The organism is Leptolyngbya sp. AS-A5 (genome assembly GCF_039962495.1).
Lineage (GTDB): Bacteria > Cyanobacteriota > Cyanobacteriia > Leptolyngbyales > Leptolyngbyaceae > Leptolyngbya.
This window is the reverse complement of record NZ_JAMPLL010000001.1, coordinates 32,491-57,959: the sequence shown is the minus strand read 5'-3', so window position 1 is coordinate 57,959 and position 25,469 is coordinate 32,491. Positions and strand designations below refer to the sequence as shown.

The window sequence follows — 25,469 nt, the reverse complement described above, 5'->3', positions numbered from 1 at the left end:
AGCAGGATCAGTTTGATATAGTGACTGGCATTAAAGCCTTGATTTGTCTGAAAGCTTACGACATATGGTCTTTATTGCATCATTAGCTGAAAAGCTTGTAGGTCAGTCGTTCAATACAAAATTGTATTGACAGGGCATGGTCTAGCATATCCACTAAGGCAAACCGAAATTCGCTACCATCAGAACAATGAATCTAAAGGTGCCTATGACATTGACGATCGTGGCTGAACCTGCTCCGCTAGAAGCGAATGAGGATGGTGTAATTCTCGTCGGTAAGACTCGCGTTACCCTAGACATTGTGGTTGCTGTCTTTCAGCAAGGCGCAACTGCCGAGGAAATTGCTTACCGCTATCCGTCACTGAATTTAGCGGATATTTACGCAACGATCGCCTTTTATCTCAAGCATCAATCAGAGGTAGAAGCTTACTTGCAGCAGCGACGGCAGCAAGCGCAAGAGGTTCGCGCTATGAATCAGGCTAGATGTGATCCACAAGGACTGCGCGGTCGTCTGCTTGCCCGTAGAACAAATCAGCAAGAATGTTAAAACTGCTTGTTGATGAGAATTTCGATAACACGATCGTTCGAGGACTATTCCGCCGTAACCCGATGCTTGATATCGTGCGTGTCCAAGATGTTGGGTTGTCAGGCGCAGATGATCCAACCATTTTAGGGTGGGCAGCCCAAGAAGGGCATGTTCTGTTAACTCATGATGTCGCTACAATTACTCGTTATGCCTATGATCGAGTGAGACAAGGCCACTCGATGTCAGGAGTGAGCGAAATTAGCACGGGCGCGCCCATTGGACGAGTCATTGAAGATTTGCTTCTACTTGTAGAGTGCAGTCAGGAAGGAGAGCTGGAAGGTCAAGTTCAGTATCTTCCGTGGTAAAGACAATATTTCAAACAGCAAGCATACGGCTGAGGAACAATTCGTACAATGAAGGGAAGTTCTCTTTCTCATCAACTATGAAGCGGATTGCTTTGATTGCGGGGTTTGAGTCGTTTAATGCGGGATTGTATCGGCAGGCGGCGGTTGGCTCAGGCGCGGTGTCCGGAGTTAGATGTGCGGGTGTTTTAGCGATCGTTCTAGATTCAATAGCAAAATGGAAGATGTTGAAGTGTTGAGCGTTGAAAAGCGCTATTTGTTAGGCTATGTTTGGATCGATCGCAAAATTGCTTCTATGACGAGCGAACTTCAGACCGAAAAGGACCAGCCACAAATCATTACTGAAGCAGAAACTGAGCGAGTATCCGAAAGCGATACGCTGCTCTGTCCGCACTGTAAACGCACGGCGACAAATGGAATTAAGTGCCAGGGAATCTGTGTCGCTGATAGTGATTATTAGACCGAGCTGTAAAGCGTGCTTCGGACTGCTTGAGCCTTCCTCAACATGGCTAAAGCCTGATTTTTATTAAGACAGAAGCTTCTCGTTATTATCAGAAACTAATAGGCTTATTCAACTAACTTAACATTCTTTTTAAGCTCATCCATCTTAAAGAAGATGAGGGCGAGATCGCCATATTCATATGATTTAGAACGCTGGAACTTCTACAGAAATGCTTAGTTTTAGCGTTTGATTTCTGTTCAAATTTTGCCCAATTCACCATCTACTCAACGCAATACGATCGCGAGTTCAAACCGCGATCGCAGGGTAATTCGCCTATGCAACTCCTACAGGAATATCGCTATAAATTCGTGCAATATTGGCGACGATCGCTCACATTTCGCATCGTTAGCTCCTTTGTTGCATTCGCCTTAACTGCGCTGCTGGTTGTTCTTCCTCTAAGAGCGCAGCAGCCTGTTATATTGTCAATCTTGATTCCCGCTCCAGATGTGAAGCCGTTTCCACCTCTAATTGCAGAGTTTGAGCGGCAAAATCCAGGCATTAAGATCAATATTGTTGAAGGCCCGAACTCTTCTAACTTAGTTGAAGATCTCTATTCCTCTGCATTCTTGCTTGGTGACTCGCCCTATGATCTCCTCAACATGGATATCACTTGGGTTCCCAAGTTCGCCGCAGCAGGATGGCTGCAAGATATGTCCGACATCTTGCCGGAACCAGAGCTAGGAAAGTTCCTTAAGGGGGACATCGAAGGTGGGCGGTATAAAGGTAAGCTTTATCGCTTGCCCTACCGGACGGATGTGGGGATGCTTTACTACCGAGCGGACTTACTCCAGCAAGCCGGATTAAAGCCGCCGGAAACGTTCCAAGATTTGATGCAAGCCTCGAAGGCGGTTCAATCGAAAGATGCAGCGCAGTGGGGCTATGTGTGGCAGGGTCGGCAGTATGAAGGACTATCGGCGATGTTCATCGAAGTTCTGCAAGGAAATGGGGGTTTTTGGATCAATCCTCAGACCAATGAAGTGGGACTCGATCGACCTGAAGCGATCGACACGGTGAAATTCCTGGTCAGCACAATCCAACAAGGGGTTTCACCGCCAGGAGTCAACACTTACATCGAAGAAGATGCACGACGGTTATTCCAAAATGGCAACACGCTATTTATGCGGAATTGGCCCTACGCTTGGGATTTGCTGAACGGCAAAGATTCTCCAGTGCGCGGCAAAGTTGGTATTAAGCCAATGATTCACGCGCCAGATGCACGCAGTGGAGCGTGCCAAGGCGGCTGGGGACTGGGAATTTCCAGCACCACCCGACACCCTCAAGAAGCCCGGAAAGCAGTGCAATTCTTCACCAGCCCAGAAGCTCAGAAGCAATTAGCGATTGCAGGTGCCTATCTACCGACGCGGCGTGAACTGTACAACGATCGAGAACTGCTTCAGCGCTACGAATACTTTCCAATGATTCTGAAAGTTCTGGAAAACCCGGCATTGCGTCCCCCGATCGCGCAATATGCCCAAACCTCAGACATTTTGCAACGCTACTTGAATGCAGCGCTATCTCGGCAAATTTCACCCGAAGAAGCGATGCAATCGGCAGCACGAGAAACGCGATCGCTGTTAGGAGCTTAGCCGATGAAAGACATCATTCGAGAACGAGAACGCCGCGCAGGGTGGTTCCTCACAATTCCCGCATTGGTCATCCTGGCGCTGGTGTTTGCTTACCCAATTTTGAGAGCGTTCTGGCAAAGTTTGTTTGCAATTAACTTGGGAACTCAACTTAATCCACAGTTCGCAGGACTTTCTAACTTTGGTCGCATGGCGCAAGATGGGCGGTTTTGGCGCACGATGCTGAATTCAACCGTCTTTACGCTTGCCTCTGTATTCCTCGAATTGATTTTGGGGATGGGGATTGCCTTGGTGCTGAACCAGAAGTTTCGGGGACGGGGGACAGTTAGAACGATCGCGATTCTCCCTTGGGCATTGCCGACTGCGCTGATTGCACTGGGCTGGACTTGGATTTTTAACGACCAGTACGGCATTGTGAATGATATTCTGCTGCGCTTGGGACTTGTGAAAACGGGTGTGAACTGGCTCGGTGATCCAACCTTAGCCATGATTGCCGTGATTCTGGCAGATGTGTGGAAAACGACTCCGTTTATCAGCATCTTATTATTAGCTGGATTACAGTCGATTTCAAATGATTTGTACGAAGCGCAAGCGATCGACGGAGCTAGCCCCTGGCAAAGCTTCCGGCAGATCACTCTGCCGCTATTGATGCCGCAAGTTGTAATCGCGTTGTTATTCCGACTTGCACAATCATTTGGCATCTTCGACTTGATCAGCGTGATGACTGGTGGTGGCCCGGGAGGTGCAACCGAAACTGTGTCGCTTTACATTTACTCAACTGTAATGCGGTATTTGGATTTCGGTTACGGTGCAGCGCTGGTGGTTGTGACGTTCTTACTGTTGGTGTTAGCCGTCGCGATCGCGTCGTACTTCCTCACTCGATCTAGAGCCAAAGCCGCAGGAGAAATCTAACTATGACCACTGTATTTCCAGAATCCGTTGATCGTAGAGCCCCAAGCGGTGGAGCGAAGATTGGTCGCAAAATTATCTTGCCGATCGCGGTCGCGTTCACCGTTATCTTCTGCCTCGCCCCAATTTTGTGGCAGTTGTTGACTTCAGTGAAGGTCAACGCTGATATTGCGGCAATTCCGAACGTCTACTTTCCCACACGCTACACCCTGGATCACTATCGCGAACTGTTCCAGCGTCGCCCGTTTTTGAACTATATCTTCAATAGCGCGATCGTTTCTTTTGCTTCAACGATTTTGGCATTGGGCGTGGGTGCGCCTGCGGCTTATGCGTTGGCACGATTGAAGCTCCAGGGAGAACGTTGGATTCTCGCAACCATTTTGATTGTGACATTGTTCCCACCAATTCTATTGTTCTTTGGATTGTTAGAAATCGTTCGCTATCTCAACCTCGGTAATAACTATCTCGCGCTGATCATTCCTTACACTGCGATTAACTTACCGTTAACCATCTTGGTGATGCGGAGTTTCTTTCAACAATTGCCGAAAGATCTCGAAGATGCTGCCAGAGTTGATGGCTATAGCACCCCTCGAATGTTGCTCGAAGTGGTCTTACCAATGACAATTCCAGCATTGGTTACAACTGGAATTCTCACCTTCATTTCTGCCTGGAACGAATTCATCTTTGCGTTGACGTTTATTACTCGCGAAGACATGAAAACCGTTCCGGTTGCAGGTGCTCAACTCGGCGGTGCTTCCCCGTTTGAAATTCCGTTTGGCCCGATCGCGGCAGCTACGGTTCTTGGTACGATTCCGCTCGTGCTACTGGTGCTGTTCTTTCAACGTCGCATTGTTCAAGGTCTGACTGCTGGAGCCGTTAAAGGATAACTCTTATCACATCAAACATCATGACTAGAAATCTACAACTCATTGATTTGAGAAAGGCTTACACTCCCAAGGTTGTTCCGGTCAAAAACATCAGTTTAGAAGTGAATCAAGGTGAATTTCTCACGCTGTTAGGCCCATCAGGCTGCGGGAAATCTACAATTTTGCGGCTGATTGCAGGACTCGAACAGCCCACCAGCGGACGAGTGATGATCAATGGTCACGATGTCAGCCGCTTGAGCCCAGGCGATCGCAACATTGCAATGGTGTTTCAAAGCTATGCGCTGTATCCACATATGTCGGTTTACGAGAACATTGCATCCGGGTTAAAACTGCGAAAAACGCCCCACGCTGAAGTCAAAGAGCGCATTCGGGAAGTTGCAGATTTTCTAGGCTTGCATGAATTAATGGATCGTAAACCCGGACAGTTATCTGGAGGTCAACGGCAACGGGTAGCAGTGGCGCGAACCTTAGTTCGTCGTCCTGATTTGTTCTTGCTGGATGAACCTCTCAGTAACTTAGATGCACTGTTGCGGGAACATGTCCGGGCAGAACTGAAACAACTCTTCGGATCGCAAAATGCGCCGATCGTTTATGTGACGCACGACCAAACCGAAGCGATGACGCTTTCGACTAAAGTTGCCGTGCTGAACAATGGCTATCTGCAACAGTTCGATCGACCTGATGTAATCTACAGTCATCCTGCCAACGAATTTGTGGCAGGCTTTATTGGTAGTCCGCAAATGAACTTCTTGCGGGTTCCTTGTGACAATGGCAGCGCACTCGTTGGCAATACTCGGATTCCTACACCCCGTGGATATGCAGCGCGAGAAGTGGTGCTGGGCATTCGTCCGGAGCATGTACACCTCGCTCAAGGTCAGAACGAACCCGTTCTCAACGGCGAAGTCTTTCTGACTGAGAACTTAGGAATGCACGACTTGGTGAGTTGCCACCTTCAGAGTGCGTCTGGTGAACCAATGAAGGTTCGGGCAATTCTGCCGGTGCATTCTGGGTTCAGCAATGGTAGCACTGTGCGATTGGCGTTTCCAGTTGAGCATATTCACTGGTTTGATGCCACCACAGGCGATCGTGTTTCTAGTAGCGAATCACGAGTCGCGGCATAGTTACGCATCGTTACAAGAGGTGCGATCGTAATTGAGATTGCACCTCAACCTGTCGAATTGGCAGCGTGACCACAAGTTCTGCACCCTGCAATGGAATTGATCGACATTTCAAACTGCCATGATGCTGCTGAGTCACAATCTGATAGCTCATGGCTAACCCCATTCCCGTACCTTGACCGATCGGCTTAGTGGTAAAGAATGGGTCGAACATTCGAGCCTGCTCTGATTCGGCAATCCCCATGCCGTTATCAAGAATCCGAATCCGGACTTGCTCAGCATCGACTTGCTCGGTGTAAATTTCGATCGTCGGCTGTGGATGATGCACTAACCATTGCGGGTTTTGAATTGCCACTTCTAGCGCATCGATCGCATTCGTAATAATTTGCAGAAACACCTGGTTCAGCGAACCTGCAAAGCATTCGATTCTGGGTAGCTCAGCGTAATTTCTTGTAACTTTAAGTTTGTATCCCTGATAGTCCTGATTTAAACGACTCTGCAAGATCGTCAGTGTACTTTCGATGCCATCGTGAATATTCACTCGCTTCAATGCCGCTTCGTCAAGTCGGGAAAACGTCCGCAATGATAAAACAATGTCTTGAATGCGTTCTGCACCCGTCTGCATCGAACTTAGCAGCTTATCTAAATCACTGGAAATAAACTCAAGGTCGATCGCTGCAATCTGTTCCTCAACTTCTGGATGCGGCTGTGGATGATGTTTTTGATAGAGATGAATTAAGTCAAAAATATCAGCGACATAATCATTGGCGTGACACAGATTGCCATAGATAAAGCTAATAGGATTGTTAATTTCGTGAGCAATGCCTGCCACAAGCTGACCCAGTGAAGACATCTTCTCACTGTGAATGAGTTGCGTTTGAGTGCGTTTGAGGTCTTGCAGTGTGTTTTCGAGGTCGATCGCTTGCTGTCTTAGCTGGGCTTCCGATCGACGTAGTGCTTCTTCGTTGAGCTTGCCTTCGGTTATATTCAGAATGACCCCATCCCATAGCACTGATCCATCCGCCTGTCGCTCTGGTCTAGACTGCTTCTGAATCCAAATTAGCCGACCAGATGGAGTAGTAAGCCGTCCTAACCAAGTACAAGGCTGAAGTGTGGCGGCTGAGTGCCAAATCGATCTCCAAAGCTCTACTTGATCATCAGGATGAACCTGATTCATGAGCAGATCGGAATTGCGATAAACTTGCTCCGGTTCTAGCTCAAACAACTCCTGTGAGTATGCGCTGATGTAGGGAAAACTGACTTTACCCTCCAGTGATAGTCGAAACTGATACAACACCCCTGGGACATTCGCGGCAAGTCTTTGAAATCGAGCTTCACTGCGCTGTAGTGCGATTTGTGCATACTTACGAGCGCTAATATCGCGAACAATCACTAAAGCTTCCTGCTCATTGCAGCGCGTCACGCGCACTTCTTCATACTGCCACTGTCCATCGACTTCGAGTTCTTGTTCATAGACTTGCACTTCATTCGTGACGATCGCTCGCTCCACGTAAACCATACGCTGGGCTGCGAGATGAGGCGGCAAAATTTCCCATAGAAACTTTCCCCGCCAGTCTACCCCTGCGCTAAATAGCCGAAACGCCACCGATTGCGGAACGTGAAAATCTAAACAAACTCCTGCTCGATTCAAGCGCAGCATGATATCTGGAATCGCTTCTAGCAAGAGCTGATAGCTGCGATCGTCTTGACTAGAAACGAGGTAATCCCGGTCGTTAATACGCATCACCAAATCTTTAACAGGATTTTTTACAAAGTTCCCGATTTTTGCATCTGTCCTACCGTGACCAGGAGTGCTGCAAATCACATTCAGTATGGTTTGCTAACGTGCGCCCATACATCGACAGAAGCGGACTTTGAACGATCGCTATATAATACGTTGCAAATTCTATTTTAATCTGCACTGGTGTAAGAGGCATTTGAATTAATGTTGCCAAATCAGAAATCGTCTGCGCTCGGTTTTGCCCTACTGCTGACCACGGTTGCAGCAGCAAAACCCCTCGAATCGATCATTGCCCCTCCAACGTTGGCTCAGACCGCACCGCCGACCTTTCCCCTTCCGTCTTCTGTCCCCTCTGGAACCACCGTGCAGATTGAGGGATCAAGCAGCATGGCGACAACTAATCAAGCGCTGAAACAGCGGTTTGAAAGTCAATTTTCGGGCAGCAAAATCAATCTCAACTATTCGGGGAGTGCGGTGGGACTGCAAGCCCTCCGCGATGGCAAGGTTGACTTGGCTGCGATCGGGCGATCGTTGACGCAATCAGAGCGTGATCAGGGGCTGGTTCCCGTTGCGGTCGGACGCGGCAAGATTGCGCTGATCATTAGTCCAGACAACCCCTTTAGAGGCAGTATCACGGTACCGCAGTTTGTGAAAATTGTCCGGGGTGAAATTACGGACTGGTCGGAATTAGGCGGCACACCGGGACGGATTCGCTTTATCGATCGACCCGACCTGAGCGATACCCGTACTGCCTTTCGCAACTATGCCATCTTCATCGACACACCCTATCAAGTTGGCTCTACCGCAACCCGGACGGGTGAAGATAGCACTCAAGCCGTGGCTCAGCAGCTTGGTAAAGATGGACTCAGCTTTGCACCTGCAAATCAAGTCTTAAACCAGGCAAATCTGCGGATTGTGCCGATGTACAACACCTTGCCTACTGATCCGCGCTATCCCTTTTCACAGCCCTTTTACTACGTTCATAAAGCGAATCCCTCTCCGGGTGCAGCCGCGTTCTTGGGCTACACGACTTCCAACTCAGGGGTAGAAGCCGCTCGTGCTGCTGAAACCGATCCGGCTTCGTTAGCCATCAACTCAGATGCAGTGCTGACGGCAGGAAGCGCCGCCGCAGGCGCATTAAATGCGGGAGCCAGTGCTGGATCGTCTCCTGCCCCCGCAGGCTCACCCGTTGGCGCACCGTCTACGGCAGCACCGGGCGCTTCTGGCACATCAGGCGCAACGGCTCTCAGTTCAACTCCCGGTATATCAGCATCTGACACATCGACATCTGGCGCATCGAATGCAGCGCCCCTCGCCACAAATCCAACCAACTCCCAAAATAGTGATAGCGGTGTTCCGGGCTGGCTCTGGTGGCTGTTGCCGTTGGGGCTTGCCGCACTTTTGATCGGCGGGCTGCTGCGTCGTCGAACGCGAAGCGCGGTGCAAGCAACGACCCCTGCGGCGACAGAACTACCGCCCCCACCTCGACCTGTCACTCCACCGCCCCCGCCGCCTCTAATGAATCCTTCAACTTCAGATGGCAGTCTGGCATCGCGTGCGGGTTCGGTGATTAATTCCGATCGCGCCGCGATCGCAGAAGTTCAACCTCCCACAGTTTCTCCTGCTGCGGTTGGGGGAGCGGCACTGGTAGGAGCGGGGGCCGCTTCGGTGTCCGATCAAGCAGAGCCGACAGAACCGCCTGAAGCCTCAGCAATTCCCGCAGAACCACCTGCGATCGTCGCTGAATCTTCTGAATCGACCGAGCCACCCGTGATTGCAGAATCGGCTCCGGTTCCCGATCGCCCCTTGATTGAAATCCGTGAGATGCCAGCGGTCGACACCCCAACTTTGCACTCCGCTACGATTGAGCCACCGGAAGCGCCACCAGAAATTAACTTGCCAACGGGAGCAATGCTTGGGGGAATGGCTGGACTTGGAGCCGTCGCCTTGATGCGTGAGGAATCAGATAACCTGCCTGAACCCGAACCGCTCACATCTTTAGACGCGATCGAGCCGCTCGAAGGAGCCGAAGTCGCTCCGCTTGATCAGCCTGCGATCGAACTGAACCTTGATGATGCACCCAGTAGCGTCGATGAACTAGCACCAGTCGCATTCGATGAATCCCTCACGTCTCTAGATACGATCGAACCGCTCGATGAGGTCGAAGATGCACCGCTCGACCTGCCTTCGATCAACCTGGATCTCGATGACGCACCCACGGTAGACGAACTTCCGCTAATTTCAGCCCCTGATGTAGATTATGTGCAACTCGATTTAGATGCGGCTGTCCCTGAAGCGACGATCGTCGATCCGCTTGGAACGCTTGATTCTGAAAGTGTAATTCCGGGGCTTGCGGCATTCGGTGGAGCAGCAGCACTCTCAGGACTCGGAGCCACTGAATCGACTGTAGGGAATGAGGCTGCGATCGTGGAAGCAACGACTCCTGAACCGGGAATTCCTCCGTCCGAACTTTCTGAAATCGATGCGGGAACGGATCTCGAAATCGATGAATTCGAGACAATGGATACGATCGCCGATGAGACCGATACGATCGCTGAAGAACCGTCTACGAGGGTTGGCGCAACTACCCTTGCGGCAGGCGGAATGGGACTTGCGGCAGGATTGGCAACCCGGAGCGATGCGGGTCAAACCGATGTCGAGGCAGCGCGATTTGATCTTGGACAAACGGATTTGTCTAGCGAAACGTTAGCCTCAGTCGATGAAGGCTTACCTGAATTACCCGATGGCTATGGAGAAAGCCGAATCGTGCTGATGCCCCGTGATCCGCAATGGGCGTATGCGTACTGGGACATTCCCAACGAACACAAATCAGAACTGCGTAGCCAAGGTGGACAAACGCTCATTTTACGTTTGGCTGATGTTACCGATCTCGATCTAACCCATCAAAGCCCGCATAACTTACAGCAATTTGAATGTGATGAACTCGCCCGCGATTGGTATCTCCCCATCCCGGTGAGCGATCGCGATTACCTAGTCGAAATTGGTTACGTTGCCGGAGACGGACGCTGGCTGATGCTGGCGCGATCGTTGCCTATCCGAATTCCGCCCGTGTATCCGTCTACTTGGGAGTACGATCAATTCGCAACCGTTCCTTGGGACAACAACTTGCGGGGTCAAACGCCCTTGACGCTGCCCTCACCTCTGGAGGAGCGCGATTTGGTGGTCGCCCCAAATGCGATGTATGATCGGATATTCGATTTATCTCAAGGTGCAGAACTTCAGCGAATTGCAGGGTCGATTTTTGGCTCTATGCAGCAAGTTCCCGTCGATCGTTCGATCGCGTTTCCGTCTGGTGCAGGACTATTGCCCCCCACTGCTTCCGGGATTTCTGGAATGTCTGGGATTGGCATGTCTGGAGCCGGATTATTCTCTAGCAGTGCCGTACCGATTCGCCCCCGTCGATTCTGGCTAGTTGCCGACGCGGAACTGATTGTATATGGTGCAACGGAACCGGATGCGATCGTTACGATCGCAGGCGAAACGATTCCGCTCAATCCAGACGGAACCTTCCGATTCCAAATGTCGTTCCAAGATGGTTTAATCGATTATCCGATCTTGGCAGTGGCAAAAGATGGAGAGCAAACGCGATCGATTCATCTGAAGTTCACCCGCGAGACACCAAGCCGAAACACCAACACCAAAGACGAAGCCATTGACGAATGGCAATCATAACTGGAAGGGAGCGATGAAAAAGTTAATTCAAGGACACCGACAATTTCGAGAGAGTTACGTTCCGAAACACCTGGATCAGCTAGAAGAACTGTCGCACGGTCAAAAACCGCGTGTTCTATTTATTACCTGCTCTGACTCCCGCATTGATCCAAATTTGATTACTCATGCGGATATTGGTGATCTATTTGTCATTCGCAATGCTGGAAATATTATTCCACCGTATGGCGCGGCGAACGGTGGAGAAGGGGCGGCGGTTGAATATGCAATTAATGCCCTGGATATTCAGCAAATTATTGTCTGTGGTCACTCTCACTGCGGCGCGATGAAGGGCTTGTTACAGCTTGGCAAGCTTGAAGAAGAAATGCCGTTGGTGTATGAATGGCTGAAGCATTCGGAAGCGACTCGGCGATTGGTGAGGGAGAATTACAGTCAGTACAGCGGCGAACAACTGTTAGAGATTACGATCGCCGAAAACGTTCTCACCCAAATCGAGAATCTCAAAACCTATCCAGTTGTGCACTCGCGTTTGTACCAGCGCAAACTCGAAATTTTTGCTTGGGTTTATCACATTGAAACCGGGGAAGTTCTCGCGTTTGATCCAGACACTCATGCGTATGTTCCGCCTCAAAGCCAGCTATCGATCCGGGAGCGCGGCGAAGTGGTTCCCAAACAGTACGCAAAAACGAGCGCTCCGCCTGTTGCGTGTGAGTTAGTCCCGGATGCGCCTGTACCCTCGAACGGAAACGGAAAATCGCCAGAACCCGTCCGCCAACCTGTTCGCGCTGAAGTGCCGGTTGAGTCGATGCCTTGGCTGACTCCGGAACAAGCCGATCGCATTTATCGCGGCTCAGTCGCTCGACGGCAGTAGATGCTGAGAAAATCGCGATCGCTCTAAGCTCTAAAGTTGGGGCGATCGCCGCTTTCTTCTTCCTCTAGCTCAACACGCTAGACCATCCGATCGTTGACAGCATAATCAGATTGCTGCACCAAAATAAGCCTAAAATCCACAGCAGTACAGTCATCCCTTTGCGGCTTGCAACATTCCTAGAGACTTGACTGATGAGTTGTTGTGATCGCCAGATTTGCCAGATGCGAAAGATGGTGTACACCGTTCCGATCGCGATCACTAAACTGGGAACTCCAAAACTGCTAGAAATTTGCTCGGTCAGAATTTGAATGATTAATGTAGCCAGATAAAGCCCCAGAATTTTGCGGATTTGGGGATCTTTGAACCAAGCTATCCAAGCAATGCCGGGAAGAATTATGCCCAGAGTGATTGCTAGCCAGATCCAAACGCCCATAAAACGACGTTCTGCATCGTTAAAGTAAATGGTTTGAGCGATCGGCAATGCTCGTATGCTGATGAGCCAACCAAGCGCGATGGTCAGCAGTGTGGCGAACAGCGCAAACGAAAAGACCGTTTTCCAGGACATACAAGTGGAATGACACTGTACTGAATCAGACTAAGACTTAAAGATAATCTTTTCCTCTATTGCAAGGATGAATCCATTAGATTGCACAGTTTGTAGAGAGTTCTGGCAGCAACATTTCCATCCCATTCAGCATTCCCAATTTCAACGACATCAAAGCCAATCACCTTACGTCCACTGTTAACGACTTCGCGGAACAAGCAGAAAGCTTGCTCTAGCTCTAATCCACCGGGCACAGGTGTTCCAGTCATCGGGCAAAGCTTCGGATCAAAGCCATCAACATCGACGCTGATATAAACTTCTTGCGGCAGTTCTGCCACGATTTGCTGGCAAATTTGAAGCCAAGGCACACCCGCATACTGTTTTTGTTTCAGCATCGGATCATAGTAGGTTGAGATTCGACCGCTAGAGTCACGAATTAGGTTTACTTCGTCTAAACAAACATCACGAATTCCAACTTGCACAAGCTTGGTCATCTGTGGCAGTTTCAGCACGTTGTACATAATCGAGGCGTGCGAATACTCGAAGCCTTCGTAAGCCTGGCGCAAATCCGCATGAGCATCAATGTGCAGAATGCCAAAATTCTCGTGATGTTGGGCGATCGCTCTCAAGTACCCCAGCGGCACACTATGATCCCCACCCACGACTGCGACTCGCTTTCCTTGCTGAAGGGCGCGATCGCTCTGTTCAAATAACCATTGGTTCAGCGTTTCACCCGCTTGATTGATTGTTTCGAGTAACTGAGCTAGTTGTGAATCTAGCTGTTCTCCAACAGATAAGCGATCGATAATCTTCGCGGCATCTGATCGGAGTCGATCGGAGCGATCAAGAATGGTTTGTGGAATCTCAGGCATAAAGATTCCTTGTTTCCACCCGTCTGGATTGTCAAAGTCATACAAATCAAGCTGCGACGAAGCATTCAGCATTGCTGCTACACCTCGCGCAGTTCCGGCATTGTAAGAAACCGTCACTTCCCAAGGCACACCCAACACAATTAATTTTGCCGAGTCATAGTCAAACGGCAAGCCAAACAATCGACCCATGACACCTATGCCACTAGGATCATAGTTCTGTAAATCTGTCATTTTTTAAGTTCCTATACAGTTTGAAGCGTTTTTCCAAAGGTTTGTGGTTCCGGTAAAGGTTCGCCTTCTGCGCTGGCTTCGCCCCCCGAAGGGAATGCTGATTCAACTAACAGTTCCAATGCTTCCTGTGTATTCTGAAGGGCTTCCTCGTAGGTTTCGCCGTGGGTATGACAATACTCTCCCCATTCCGGCAAACTCACCACATAACATTGATCCTCATCCGACTATTGAATTAGGATGCTGTAGCGATAGTTCATCTTTTTAGGGTTTCTCCTGATTCTGTTTCCGGGTTTGCTCGTAAAGCCTGCTTTTAACAGCAAAGTTTTTAGCTCTCGAATTTTCTTAGGCATTGCTCACACACCTATTCTAGAAAGCTTTCGTCTAAGGAGCAGCCTGATAGATTGCGGGTCGATACTTGGGGGTTGGAATTGTTTTGCCCTCGCGTTGAGCCGTTTCTAGCCAAGCTGCTTTTGCTTTCAGGACTTCTTGAACAGCTTCTTCAACCGTCTCACCAAACGCTGAACAATACTTCAAGTCAGGAATATCAGCGATATACCCTTCGTCTTCTTCACTGTAGAAGATATTGATGTGATAGTCTTTCATGGCTCGGTTTCACCAGAGTCGTTTTCAAGGGTAAGGGCGTGTTCTTCAACGATGCTAAGAAATTGACGAATTTGATAAGGTACGGCTTTCCCCTTTCTATTTTGGAGATTCACAAGATCAGGAATGTCAGGGTGATGAAAAATATGATGACTGCCATTAATCCGAGAAAGGGTAAAGCCGAAGCCTTCAACCAGTGTTACAAGTTCATCAAATGAGACGTTGTTTGAACCCTCCAAAATTTTTTTGAGTAATTTTCGCTTTTTCGACATTCAAGCTAGACCACGACGAAGTTGACGAGTTTCCCAGGCACAACAATTATCTTCTTAATCTCTTTGCCTTCGATGTAGCGTTTTGCAATCTCTGACTCTCGCGCAAATTGTTCTAATGCGGCTTTGTCGTCTGCGATCGCAGTTGCTGCCTCGATCGTTCCGCGTGTTTTGCCTAAGATTTGAATCACGATCGTTTTCTCATCGGCGATTAATGCACTTGGATCAACGATCGGGAAAGACTGCGTATGGATTGAGTCGGAATGTCCGATCGTGTGCCACAGTTCCTCAGCAATGTGTGGAGCAAACGGCGCTAACAATCGCAGCAATGTATCAATGCCTTCGGCATAAACCGGGGAATCTTTTTGAGCATCGCTCAAGGCATTGCTCAATTTCATCAGTTCAGAGACTGCCGTGTTGAATTGATAGTCACCCTGCAAATCTTCGGTGACTTCTTTGATTGCCGTGTGAATCGATCGACGCAAATCTTTCTCAGGTTTGGATAAATTGCCGTGGGTAGAGACGCGATTAATTGCTCTACCCACGCCGGATTCCGTCACCAATCGCCATACCCGATTGAGGAATCGGAATTGCCCTTCAACGTCGGCATCTTCCCACTCCAAATCTTTCTCAGGCGGTGCTTTGAATAAGATAAACATCCGCGCCGTATCCGCCCCGTATTTATCGACAACATCACCCGGAGCTACACCGTTGTACTTCGATTTCGACATTTTCTCGAATACAACTTCTAGCTTTTCTCCGGTTGCTGGATCGATCGGATTGGTTGCATCTTTAATCTCAGCAGGAAGCACATACTTTCCATTGGTTGGATTTTTGTAAGTTCTGCCCTGAACCATACCTTGAGTAAGTAGACGCTCGAAGGGTTCATCGAAGTTCAACAGACCCCGATCGCGCAATACCTTCGTAAAAAATCGCGAATACAGTAAATGTAAAATCGCGTGTTCAATTCCGCCCACGTATTGATCCACAGGCATCCAATCGTTTGTGATTGTGCGATCGAACACTGCTTGATCATTGTTGGCATCGGGATAGCGCAAGAAATACCACGACGAATCGATAAATGTATCCATCGTGTCGGTCTCGCGTTTTGCAGGCGTTCCACAACTCGGACAAGAAACATTCAGCCAGGATTCTAACTGGGTTAACGGTGAGCCGCCTTTACCGGAGAACTCAACATTCTCAGGCAGTGCAACAGGTAAGTCAGAGTCGGGAACCGGAACTGCACCACACTTCGGACAGTGAATGATCGGAATCGGTGCGCCCCAGTATCTTTGTCGTGAAATTAACCAATCTCTTAGGCGATAGTTCGAGGTACCTTTCCCTTTTTGCTTCGATTCAAGGAATGCGATCGCTGCTTCAACACTCTGACCTTTTCCTTTCCCTGCCGGAACACCATCCAACACACCGGAATTCACCATCACCCCTTCGCCCGGAAAGGCTTCGGTCATAGTTGCAGCATCTAAAGTTTGATCCGGGGGCTGAACGACGACTTTGATCGGTAAATCGAACTTTTTCGCAAACTCAAAATCTCGCTGATCGTGGGCTGGAACTGCCATAATTGCGCCTGTTCCATAGTCCATCAGCACATAATCTGCAATCCAAATCGGAATCTTCTGGTCATTCACGGGATTGATCGCAGAGCTGCCCGTCCAAACGCCCGTCTTTTCCTGACCTTCATCGGTACGATCGAGATCACTTTTCGCTGCCGCCGCTTCTTGATACTGCTGAATTGCTTCTGCTTGTTCCGGGGTCGTCAACTTCTCGACTAAAGGATGCTCCGGCGACAACACCATGAATGATGCACCCCACAGCGTATCAGGACGAGTCGTAAACACAACAATTTCGTCACCTGCTTCTGTGGTGAAAGTCACTTGTGCGCCTGTGGACTTGCCGATCCAATTTGCCTGCATTAACTTAACGCGATCGGGCCATCCCTTCAGCTTGTCTAAATCCGTTAACAATTGCTCTGCATAATCTGTGATCTTCAAAAACCACTGACGCAGCAACTTCCGTTCGACTTTCGCCCCTGATCGCCAAGACCGTCCATCGGCATCCACCTGCTCATTGGCTAATACAGTTTGATCGATCGGATCCCAATTCACCGTGGCTTCTTTCTGATACGCCAAACCTGCCTTAAAGAACTCCAAGAAAATCCACTGTGTCCAGCGATAGTAGTCTGGCGAACAGGTTGCTACTTCTTTTGTCCAATCAAACGAGATGCCCAACTGCTTCAACTGGTCGCGCATCTGATCGATATTTTGATACGTCCACTTCGCGGGATGAACGCCGCGCTCGATCGCTGCATTTTCCGCAGGCAACCCGAACGCATCCCAACCCATCGGATTCAGGACGCGATATCCTTGCATTCGTTTGAGTCGAGCGATCACATCGACGATCGTATACACCCGCACATGCCCCATGTGGAGATTGCCAGAGGGATACGGAAACATAGACAGCGCGTAAAACTTCGGCTTATCGCTCGTTTCAGGCGTTTGGGACAACTCGGCATCTGTCCAAGCTTGCTGCCATTTTGCTTCGATCTCTGTGGGGGTGTAACGGAACTCCACGAATCAACTCCTGAATACGAATATGGGGCAAAATTATCTGCTTACCCATTCTAGATGAGGAGATGTAGAGGTGTAGCTTATTTTGTCGGTGTGATTCTTCCTTCTCTGACCAGTGCTTGATAGAGCAAAGCGGCTGCATCTGCCCGTGTTGCCACTCGATTCGGTGTTAACTGCTGAGCGCTGGGGAATCCGGTCACTAGACCCGATTCAACGGCTGCTGCAACGCTGCCTTGTGCCCATTTCGGCAACTTGTTCACGTCCTTGAACTTCGCTAAGGTCTGCGCTGGAGCGGTTGGCGGTTGCAGCTTCAGACCAGATGCTAAGGCTACTTGCAGTTGATAGAGTGGGATTTGCTGATTCGGTCGAAACACGCCCTCAGAATAACCGCTCATAAAGCCTGTTTGAATGGCATCATCGATCGCGGATCTCGCCCAAAAATTCGCGGGGACATCTCGAAACGCAATACCTCCCCGCTCTTTCGGCTTACCAAATGCCTTACCTAACAGTGCCGCAAACTGAGCGCGGCTAATCGGCTCATTCGGTTTGAATGTTCCATCCTGAAATCCACTCAAAATATTGCGGCGCGTGAGTTCTCCGATATAAGCACCTGCCCAAAAATCACTCGGTACATCCTTAAATCCTGTGACTGGCTTTGCAGCTTCGGGCGGTGTTGTGGGAGAGGGAACGAGGTTCGGCAGGCTGCTAGGACTCGGAGACGGAGCAGCGCCGATCGGAGCGATTGGAACAAAGGTTTGGGTATTTGGCTGAGGAGCGCTGGTGGCTTCAGGTTGTGGAACGGGGGGCGCTTGGGGGTTGGGGGGCGTGGTGACGATCGCGCCATCAGGGTCGGGTGCGGGTGAAGCAAGGAGCGGAGAAGGTGCAGGCTGTGGAGAATTTGAAAGCAGCGAACCGATATCAAAGCCTGTTCCCGGTTGTCGAGTTGCCCAGAAGAAGATGCTTCCAATGCTGACGAAAGCAACAAACATGGCAATGAGTTCATCGGAAGTTAGGCGACGGCGCGGATCTGGAGGTGAAGTCATTTTATTAAAGCGTATGCTTTGATCAGAGTTTATTTCTCCAAATCCTAAAGCAATTTCGACGATCGCGCTATCAGACCCAGAGAAATTAAGTTGTGAGCGATTTTGTGATGTTTCGGGGTCGATCAACATCTATCCCACGCAGGATTGCTAACTCATACGCCAAAAGTTGCAACGGCACAATGGTTAGAAAAGGCGTAAAGAGTTCGGGAATTGAAGCAGTTGGGATTTCAATCACAGGATTCTGATTCGCACGAATGCGATCGATGGTTTTTCTTGCGGTTTCTGGATGCAGCGCGATCGTGGGAATTTGCGGATCTAAAAGCGCGATCGGGCCGTGCAAAAATTCTCCGGCTGCGTATCCTTCTGCATGAGTGTAGGTAGCTTCTTTGAGTTTTAATGCGCCTTCGAGCGCGATCGCGGCGTTAATCCCGCTTCCAATCAAGATCAAGCTACGAGTGTCTTTCAGCCTTTGGGCAATTTGAGCGATCGTATTTTGTTTCAAAAGTACTTCCATCTGCTGGGGAATTTGCCGAAGCAGTTCAAGCTGATCTTTCTGTTGCGCGGCTTCAAATGCAAGCTGATATAGAATCGTTAACTGTGCTGTAAATGTTTTGGTTGCTGCAACGCTCTTTTCTTCACCTGCACTGGTATAGATCGTGTGATCAACTTGCTTTGTAATCGTGCTATCAATTCCATTCGTAATTGTGATTCGTTTAGATTGAACCGTTTCTAATGCTGCGATCGTATCTGCGGTTTCGCCGGATTGAGTGAGTGCGATCGTAACGGTATCCGGTGTTTCAATCAGTGGAGCAAACAGCGCTTCAGACGACGATCGCACTTGTGTTGGAATTTTCGCCACTTGCTCGAATAGAAATTGTCCGATTAAGCCCGCGTGTAAGCTAGTTCCACACGCAAGAATATTAATGCGATCGACCTGCTCAAACGAAATTGACATTGAGCGATCGAGCAATTGCCGCATTACATCGGGTTGCTCGTGAATTTCTTTCAGCATGAAATGAGTCATCGTTTTACGCTCACTTTACGATCGGGATTTTGTTTGCGTACCCAAGCGAGAAATTTCGCCATTTCGGGATTCGATTTCAATTGCTCAACCGTGTTTAATTCTTGTGCGAGGCGGCGATTGTTGAACAACACATGAATTTGGCGGTGGCAAGCGGGGCAAATGTCGATCGTTTCACCCGGATCGAGTTTTTTGCGTTTGGTGTGTTGTCTCGGTACTAAATGATGTTCGGTGAGGATAGGAACATCACGATCGCAAAGCTGACAAGGCATAGCTAGAAGAGTTGTCTTTCTTCCAGGGTAACGACAAGACTCTAAAGTTGTCGTGCTGATACATCCTAAAAATCTTCCAGTAACCATTCCGAAGCTCGATCGCCAAGCTCGATCGGTACACTCACCGCTTTTCCCTGACGCGGCCGTTCGCGAGTCTTCTCGACATAAGCGCGAAACTGCTCCGTCGCGCCCCAACCCGCCAAATACTCCGCTACCTGATCCAAATGCTCTAAATATTCCGCCTCAGACAATGGAAACGACAACTGCTCCAGATACTTCCACATCACCTGAACAAAAAACTTCCCCCGCGTCCGCCTGACCTGAATGTCATACGATCGCCCCCACTTATCTAAAAGAATTTGCCGAAGTTCTTGTCCCGTCATGATGGCGAAAACATAGGTTGTAACATTTCGTTAATTAATCCCACAGTCTCGTATCGCTAATGTGAATGTCAAGAAATGTATAATACACCTTAGAAACGCTACACACTGCCGACTCTAAGGGATCTCCGGACATTCGCCCGAATCAACTTGGAGCGTCGAAACGTAGCACTCTCCATGTAAATTGATTTAAACACAGGGCTTTCCAATCAGTTCTGCGCGAAATCTTTTGTCATCTCCCATTCGCAATCCCTAGAGAAGAAGTCATGGCTCAATTATCTGAATCTTCTGATGTCCCAAGCATGGGTCGTCGCCAATTTATGAACGCCTTGATGTTTGGCTCTGAAGCGTTGGTGGCGCTCGGTGCTTTATATCCAGTCGTGAAGTATTTTATTCCGCCTTCATCGGGCGGCGCATCCGGGGGTGTCACGGCAAAAGACGCGCTCGGTAACGATATCGTTGTCAGCGAATACCTGAAATCGCATCCCGCCGGCGATCGCAATCTCGCTCAAGGGCTAAAAGGCGATCCAACCTATGTCGTGGTGACGAACGACAGCTCGATCGAGAACTATGGCATCAACGCCGTTTGTACTCACCTCGGCTGCGTTGTACCCTGGAACGCCAACGAAAACAAATTTATGTGTCCCTGCCACGGCTCGCAGTACGACAACACCGGAAAAGTTGTGCGCGGGCCTGCTCCGCTATCTCTGGCACTGGTTCACGCAAACGTCGAAAACGACAAGATTTCGTTTACGCCCTGGACGGAAACTGACTTCCGTACAGGCGACGCTCCCTGGTGGACTTAATTTGAACCTTGCACAACAGAGTGGACTACAGATGAGAAATACTTTAAGAAAAGCGATCGTCACTTTAGCTGCGATCGCAACCCTACTCGCCGGAAGTTTTGCCCTGCCCCAAGCCGCTTCTGCGTATCCGATCTTCGCTCAACAACAATACGAAAATCCGCGTGAAGCCACGGGTCGGATTGTGTGCGCGAACTGTCACTTAGGCGCAAAACCGACGGAATTAGAACTTCCTCAATCAGTGCTGCCCGATACCGTATTTGAAGCGGTCGTAAAAATTCCTTACGACACCAACGTCCAGCAGGTTCAAGGCGACGGCACTAAAGGGCCGTTGAATGTGGGTGCAGTGTTGATGCTGCCGGACGGCTTTAAGCTAGCTCCCGAAGACCGCATGACCGAAGAGCAGAAAGCAAAAGCGGAAGAACTCTATATCCAGCCGTACAGCGATGCTCATCCGAACTGGTTGGTCGTCGGCCCGATTCCGGGTGAACAGTATCAAGAAATCGAGTTTCCGGTGCTGTCTCCTGATCCGAATGCTGATAAATCCCTGCGCTTCGGAAAATATCCGGTTCAGGTGGGTGGCAACCGGGGACGCGGACAAGTCTATCCGACCGGACAAAAGAGCAACAACGCGGTTTATAACGCTTCGGTTTCCGGTCAAATTAGCGCGATCGACAAGACCGAAGAAGGTGGCTACAACGTCCAGATCACCGAAGAGAATGGAACCGTTGTTACTGATGAGATTCCCGCAGGTCCTGACTTGCTTGTCGCTCAGGGTGACACGGTGAAAGCAGGCGATCCGTTGACCAATAACCCGAATGTGGGTGGATTTGGTCAAGTGGATAAAGAAATCGTGCTGCAAAGCCCCGATCGCGTGAAGGGACTGTTGGCGTTTTTTGCGATCGTCACGCTGACCCAGATCATGCTGGTGCTGAAGAAGAAACAAGTCGAGCGCGTTCAAGCTGCCGAAATGAATTTCTAACTTCACACGCTTCAAATTGAATCAACTGGGATGAATCATTCGTCCCAGTTTTTTGTTGCAAAAAAAGACGCTCGATCGAGCGTCTTGGAGGTTATTGGGGTAGAGGTAAACTATGCGCGATCAACCGCATCTTTAACGGAATCTTTCGCATCTTCAGCCGCGTGGCGAACGCCTGCTTCAGCTTGCTTTGCTTTACCTTCCATCTTGTCACCCGGATCTCCGGTCACGTTGCCCATAGCTTCTTGAGCTTTTCCTTCAACGTTCTTAGCAGTAGCTTTAGCTTTATCTTCTAAACTCATAATTTTCACCTAGCGTTTTAGATAGTTATTTCGTGGTATTGCTACCAACTGTGTCGAATTTAACCGTTTTGTCAGGTCGTTGTACTCTAACTGAAGGTTGAAGCACAAAAGGCAGCTTTACGCCCACAGATGGAGAGATCCGAATCTCGACCGCATTCCCCGCTACACCACTCCCCAAGGCAAAAACGTTAAAATCGAGGTAACTCTTTCTAAATCAGAAATGGCAGAATTTAACATTCAAGCCCCGTTTGAGCCGAAGGGCGATCAGCCGAGCGCGATCGCAGGTCTAGTTAAAAGTATTAATGCTGGCAATCAATTTCAAACGCTGCAAGGTGCGACCGGAACTGGAAAGACGCATACGATCGCTCGCGTGATCGAAAAAGTAGGAAAGCCGACTCTATTACTGGCACACAACAAAACGCTGGCAGCCCAGCTTTGTAATGAGTTGCGCGAATTTTTCCCCCGCAATGCTGTTGAGTATTTCATCAGCTATTACGACTATTATCAGCCGGAAGCTTACATTCCAGTGAGCGATACCTACATCGAGAAGACGGCTTCGATCAACGATGAAATTGATATGTTGCGGCACTCGGCGACGCGATCGTTGTTCGAGCGTCGGGATGTGATTGTGGTCGCTTCAATTAGCTGCATTTACGGATTGGGGATTGCATCGGAATATCTGAATGCGTCGATTCCGCTCCGAGTCGGGGAAGAAATTAATCAGCGACAGGTGTTACGCGATCTCGCTTCGGTGCAGTATTCGCGGAACGATCTTGATCTCGGTCGCGGTAAGTTTCGGGTCAAAGGCGATGTGTTAGAAATTGGGCCTGCTTACGAAGATCGAATCATTCGCGTCGAGTTTTTTGGCGATGAGATTGATGCCATTCGCTATGTTGATCCGGTGACGGGTGCAACGCTGCAAAGTATGGAAGCGATTAATATCTATCCAGCACGGCACTTTGTCACACCCGAAGATCGATTACAGCAAGCTTGCGATGACATCGAGCTAGAGCTAAAACAGCGCTTGATCGAGCTTGAATCTCAAGGAAAGCTACTCGAAGCGCAGCGATTAGAGCAACGGACTCGCTATGATTTGGAAGTCTTGCGAGAAGTGGGTTTCTGTAATGGGGTTGAGAACTATTCGAGACATTTAGCCGGACGCAATGCAGGCGATCCACCGGAATGCTTAATTAATTACTTTCCAAAAGATTGGTTACTGGCGATCGACGAATCTCACGTCACGATTCCGCAAATTCGGGGAATGTACAACGGTGACCAAGCCCGTAAGAAAGTGCTAATCGAGCATGGTTTCCGTTTACCGAGCGCAGCCGACAACCGCCCACTTAAAGCCGAGGAATTCTGGGAAAGAGTCAACCAATGTGTGTTTATTTCTGCGACTCCGGGCGATTGGGAGCTAGAAATCTCAGAAGATCGCGTGGTTGAACAAGTGATTCGACCGACAGGCGTTCTCGATCCGGAAGTGTTTGTGCGTCCGACTCAGGGACAAGTAGACGACTTGCTGCATGAGATTCAGACACGGGTTGAGAAGCGAGAACGAACGCTGGTGACAACGCTCACAAAACGCATGGCGGAAGACTTGACCGAATACTTCCAAGAACGTGGCGTTCGGGTGCGGTATTTGCATTCGGAAATTAACTCGATCGAGCGAATCGAAATCCTTCAAGAACTCCGAGAAGGCACATTCGATGTTCTGATCGGTGTGAACCTCCTGCGGGAAGGTTTGGACTTACCGGAAGTGTCGCTGGTGGCGATTCTGGATGCAGACAAAGAAGGATTCCTGAGAGCGAAGCGATCGCTAATTCAAACGATCGGACGAGCAGCGCGGCACGTCGAAGGCAAAGCGATTCTTTACGCGGATAATCTCACAGATAGTATGGAAGCGGCAATCAGCGAAACCGAGCGACGACGGGTAATTCAAATCGAATACAACGAGAAACATGGCATTGTGCCAACGCCGATCGTCAAAAAGTCGAACAATGCGATTTTGGCGTTTCTCGAAGTGTCACGGCGGCTAAATTCGCAAGAGCTTGATCAAGCCTATGAGCAAGCCGATGAGATTCCGTTAGAGAACATTCCCACGCTGATTACGCAGCTTGAAGCGCAGATGAAAGATGCCGCGAAGAAGATGGAATTCGAGGAAGCAGCGAAATATCGCGACAAGATTAAGCATTTGCGCGATAAGTTGCTAGGAAATCATAATTAGTCGTTAGCTTCGTTCATTAATTCGGACAGCCCGCTAAGTTCTCTATTTTGAAGAGTTTAGTGGGCTTTGAGCCATTGACAACGCAGCGAATCAAACTGCATCAACTAAACCAAATTAATCCAGCCACGATCGCAACCCCCGCCACCAACGCTACCCAAATAAACCCGTTGTCTTTGGTATTCACCTGGCTCAGATCCACCTCTTCCGGCACGATCGAGGGCTTTTTCTCCACCCGCTTACGAGGTGCTGTTGGTGCAAACTTCGATCGACCAAAATCTCGATCCGACTCGTTTTCCTCGATCGCCGCCAAATCTGGAATCTGCGTTAACCATTCGGGGCGCGTTTTCAGTCGCGGCGCTTCGAGAATATATAGTAATCGTTTTCCCTGCCTGCGCGTGTTTAAGTCCGGATGCTGACAGGCTTTGCGGCACAAAGTTAGCGCTTCGGTTCTTTGACCTGCCGCTTCGTAAGCGGTAACGAGCCAAATTTGCATTTCACCGCCCAGTTTTGAACCCGGTTCGACTAGAGCATTCGATCGCTCTAAATACATTACCGCCTGCCGATAATCGCCCCGCTCAAACGCCGTTTTTCCGGCTTGATATTCTCGTACTGCAAGGTCACGCTGTTCTGTCGTCATGCTGAAAAGATCAATACGCCTACTTTTCAGGGTATCGAAAATCAGTCTAGGTGTTCGACCCAGTTTCCGGGCCGGGTTGCAGTTCGGCGGGAAGGTCTGCATTCTCCGTAGAAGCTCGAATCGCTTGCGGCTCTCCCCAAGCAACTTGCTCTAATAGGGTTCGTGCGGCTCCTAAGTTCTGCCCTTGAGCATCGAACAGTTCTGCCCAACCATCGTCGCCATCGGTACTCACATTCACCGCAAAAATGTCTTGATTCTGAATCTTCTCTTTTGAAACGGAGACCGAACCCCAATCTGCTGATTCAACTTGGTCGAAATAGTAATCGTAGGCTTCTAAAACCGATCGTGGCAGCGACGATCGTACCGTTTCATCGCTTAAATCTATTGGCATCATAGAACTGGCTTGAAGCGACTGAACGCCTGCTTCTTCAGCCTTATAGGTTGCGGCTCTTTTGTTCGCCCAAAGCTCTCGAATCGTTTCAGCTCGATCGCTCATCGTTTCATCCTGATTCATCTAGCAG

General features: G+C 49.5%; 26 protein-coding genes and 2 pseudogenes. 14 read left to right on the top strand and 14 right to left on the bottom strand.

Annotated features, from left to right (window positions below):
* Nucleotides 1-205 precede the first annotated feature (205 nt).
* The 8 genes from NC980_RS00295 to NC980_RS00260 all read left to right on the top strand — a co-directional run bounded on the left by NC980_RS00295 (nt 206) and on the right by NC980_RS00260 (nt 5,887).
* The gene (locus NC980_RS00295) at nt 206-544 is read left to right on the top strand and encodes a DUF433 domain-containing protein (RefSeq protein WP_190378505.1); all 339 of its coding nucleotides are present in this window, start codon (nt 206-208) and stop codon (nt 542-544) included.
* Nucleotides 538-888, top strand: coding sequence for a DUF5615 family PIN-like protein (locus tag NC980_RS00290; protein WP_190378504.1), 351 nt, complete (start codon nt 538-540; stop codon nt 886-888). The genes NC980_RS00295 and NC980_RS00290 overlap by 7 nt, the downstream gene beginning before the upstream one ends.
* Before the next feature lie 77 nt (nt 889-965).
* Nucleotides 966-1,124, top strand: a complete 159-nt coding sequence (locus NC980_RS00285) for a hypothetical protein (RefSeq protein ID WP_190378503.1) — start codon at nt 966-968, stop codon at nt 1,122-1,124.
* On the top strand, nt 1,103-1,345 hold the full coding sequence (locus tag NC980_RS00280; protein WP_190378917.1) for a hypothetical protein: 243 nt from the start codon (nt 1,103-1,105) through the stop codon (nt 1,343-1,345). Before NC980_RS00285 ends, NC980_RS00280 begins: the two co-directional genes overlap by 22 nt.
* Before the next feature lie 317 nt (nt 1,346-1,662).
* Nucleotides 1,663-2,973 carry an ABC transporter substrate-binding protein gene (locus NC980_RS00275; RefSeq protein ID WP_190378502.1) on the top strand — a complete coding sequence of 437 codons (1,311 nt, stop codon included), beginning with the start codon at nt 1,663-1,665 and terminating at the stop codon, nt 2,971-2,973.
* Nucleotides 2,974-2,976: 3 nt separating this feature from the next.
* Nucleotides 2,977-3,882 carry a sugar ABC transporter permease gene (locus NC980_RS00270; protein WP_190378501.1) on the top strand — a complete coding sequence of 302 codons (906 nt, stop codon included), beginning with the start codon at nt 2,977-2,979 and terminating at the stop codon, nt 3,880-3,882.
* 2 nt (nt 3,883-3,884) lie between these two features.
* On the top strand, nt 3,885-4,766 hold the full coding sequence (locus tag NC980_RS00265) for a carbohydrate ABC transporter permease (protein WP_190378500.1): 882 nt from the start codon (nt 3,885-3,887) through the stop codon (nt 4,764-4,766).
* 20 nt (nt 4,767-4,786) lie between these two features.
* Complete coding sequence (locus NC980_RS00260; RefSeq protein ID WP_190378499.1) at nt 4,787-5,887, top strand: ABC transporter ATP-binding protein; 1,101 nt, start codon at nt 4,787-4,789, stop codon at nt 5,885-5,887.
* Nucleotides 5,888-5,897: 10 nt separating this feature from the next.
* Here the strand turns inward: NC980_RS00260 and NC980_RS00255 are convergent, their stop codons facing one another.
* Complete coding sequence (locus NC980_RS00255; RefSeq protein WP_190378498.1) at nt 5,898-7,628, bottom strand: ATP-binding protein; 1,731 nt, start codon at nt 7,626-7,628, stop codon at nt 5,898-5,900.
* A 201-nt stretch (nt 7,629-7,829) separates the two neighbouring features.
* Here NC980_RS00255 and NC980_RS00250 point away from each other — a divergent pair.
* The 3 genes and pseudogenes from NC980_RS00250 to NC980_RS00240 form a co-directional block, all read left to right on the top strand.
* A pseudogene (locus NC980_RS00250) lies at nt 7,830-8,651 on the top strand (substrate-binding domain-containing protein); the annotation flags it as partial.
* Between the two features lie 1,629 nt (nt 8,652-10,280).
* A pseudogene (locus NC980_RS00245) lies at nt 10,281-11,318 on the top strand (DUF4912 domain-containing protein); the annotation flags it as partial.
* A gap of 13 nt (nt 11,319-11,331) precedes the next feature.
* The gene (locus NC980_RS00240; RefSeq protein WP_190378496.1) at nt 11,332-12,186 is read left to right on the top strand and encodes a carbonic anhydrase; all 855 of its coding nucleotides are present in this window, start codon (nt 11,332-11,334) and stop codon (nt 12,184-12,186) included.
* Between the two features lie 64 nt (nt 12,187-12,250).
* Here NC980_RS00240 and NC980_RS00235 read toward each other — a convergent pair whose 3' ends face one another.
* The 10 genes from NC980_RS00235 to NC980_RS00190 form a co-directional block, all read right to left on the bottom strand.
* Complete coding sequence (locus tag NC980_RS00235) at nt 12,251-12,751, bottom strand: hypothetical protein (RefSeq protein ID WP_190378495.1); 501 nt, start codon at nt 12,749-12,751, stop codon at nt 12,251-12,253.
* A 56-nt stretch (nt 12,752-12,807) separates the two neighbouring features.
* Complete coding sequence (locus NC980_RS00230; RefSeq protein ID WP_190378494.1) at nt 12,808-13,833, bottom strand: agmatinase family protein; 1,026 nt, start codon at nt 13,831-13,833, stop codon at nt 12,808-12,810.
* Nucleotides 13,834-13,844: 11 nt separating this feature from the next.
* Complete coding sequence (locus NC980_RS00225; protein WP_242027117.1) at nt 13,845-14,036, bottom strand: type II toxin-antitoxin system HicB family antitoxin; 192 nt, start codon at nt 14,034-14,036, stop codon at nt 13,845-13,847.
* 178 nt (nt 14,037-14,214) lie between these two features.
* The gene (locus NC980_RS00220) at nt 14,215-14,436 is read right to left on the bottom strand and encodes a type II toxin-antitoxin system HicB family antitoxin (RefSeq protein ID WP_190378493.1); all 222 of its coding nucleotides are present in this window, start codon (nt 14,434-14,436) and stop codon (nt 14,215-14,217) included.
* The gene (locus tag NC980_RS00215) at nt 14,433-14,705 is read right to left on the bottom strand and encodes a type II toxin-antitoxin system HicA family toxin (protein ID WP_190378492.1); all 273 of its coding nucleotides are present in this window, start codon (nt 14,703-14,705) and stop codon (nt 14,433-14,435) included. Before NC980_RS00215 ends, NC980_RS00220 begins: the two co-directional genes overlap by 4 nt.
* 5 nt (nt 14,706-14,710) lie before the next feature.
* The gene (leuS, locus tag NC980_RS00210; RefSeq protein ID WP_190378491.1) at nt 14,711-17,290 is read right to left on the bottom strand and encodes a leucine--tRNA ligase; all 2,580 of its coding nucleotides are present in this window, start codon (nt 17,288-17,290) and stop codon (nt 14,711-14,713) included.
* Nucleotides 17,291-17,367: 77 nt separating this feature from the next.
* A complete protein-coding gene (locus NC980_RS00205) occupies nt 17,368-18,330 on the bottom strand; it encodes an S-layer homology domain-containing protein (RefSeq protein ID WP_190378490.1) in 963 nt (320 codons plus the stop codon).
* 85 nt (nt 18,331-18,415) lie between these two features.
* A complete protein-coding gene (locus NC980_RS00200; protein ID WP_190378489.1) occupies nt 18,416-19,354 on the bottom strand; it encodes an SIS domain-containing protein in 939 nt (312 codons plus the stop codon).
* Complete coding sequence (locus NC980_RS00195; protein WP_190378488.1) at nt 19,351-19,623, bottom strand: HNH endonuclease; 273 nt, start codon at nt 19,621-19,623, stop codon at nt 19,351-19,353. The genes NC980_RS00200 and NC980_RS00195 overlap by 4 nt, the downstream gene beginning before the upstream one ends.
* 65 nt (nt 19,624-19,688) lie before the next feature.
* Nucleotides 19,689-20,006: a DUF3067 family protein gene (locus tag NC980_RS00190; protein WP_190378487.1), complete on the bottom strand. Its 318-nt coding sequence runs from the start codon at nt 20,004-20,006 to the stop codon at nt 19,689-19,691.
* Nucleotides 20,007-20,269: 263 nt separating this feature from the next.
* Between NC980_RS00190 and petC the strand changes: the two genes are divergently transcribed.
* A complete protein-coding gene (petC, locus tag NC980_RS00185; RefSeq protein WP_190378486.1) occupies nt 20,270-20,809 on the top strand; it encodes a cytochrome b6-f complex iron-sulfur subunit in 540 nt (179 codons plus the stop codon).
* A gap of 31 nt (nt 20,810-20,840) precedes the next feature.
* A complete protein-coding gene (gene petA, locus NC980_RS00180; RefSeq protein ID WP_190378485.1) occupies nt 20,841-21,788 on the top strand; it encodes a cytochrome f in 948 nt (315 codons plus the stop codon).
* Between the two features lie 110 nt (nt 21,789-21,898).
* Here the strand turns inward: petA and NC980_RS00175 are convergent, their stop codons facing one another.
* The gene (locus tag NC980_RS00175; RefSeq protein ID WP_190378484.1) at nt 21,899-22,087 is read right to left on the bottom strand and encodes a CsbD family protein; all 189 of its coding nucleotides are present in this window, start codon (nt 22,085-22,087) and stop codon (nt 21,899-21,901) included.
* Nucleotides 22,088-22,307: 220 nt separating this feature from the next.
* On the opposite strand from NC980_RS00175, the gene uvrB reads away from it, so the two are divergent.
* Nucleotides 22,308-24,311: an excinuclease ABC subunit UvrB gene (uvrB, locus tag NC980_RS00170; RefSeq protein ID WP_190378483.1), complete on the top strand. Its 2,004-nt coding sequence runs from the start codon at nt 22,308-22,310 to the stop codon at nt 24,309-24,311.
* 100 nt (nt 24,312-24,411) lie between these two features.
* Here uvrB and NC980_RS00165 read toward each other — a convergent pair whose 3' ends face one another.
* Complete coding sequence (locus NC980_RS00165) at nt 24,412-24,948, bottom strand: hypothetical protein (RefSeq protein WP_190378482.1); 537 nt, start codon at nt 24,946-24,948, stop codon at nt 24,412-24,414.
* A gap of 46 nt (nt 24,949-24,994) precedes the next feature.
* Complete coding sequence (locus NC980_RS00160) at nt 24,995-25,462, bottom strand: hypothetical protein (RefSeq protein WP_190378481.1); 468 nt, start codon at nt 25,460-25,462, stop codon at nt 24,995-24,997.
* Nucleotides 25,463-25,469 lie beyond the last annotated feature (7 nt).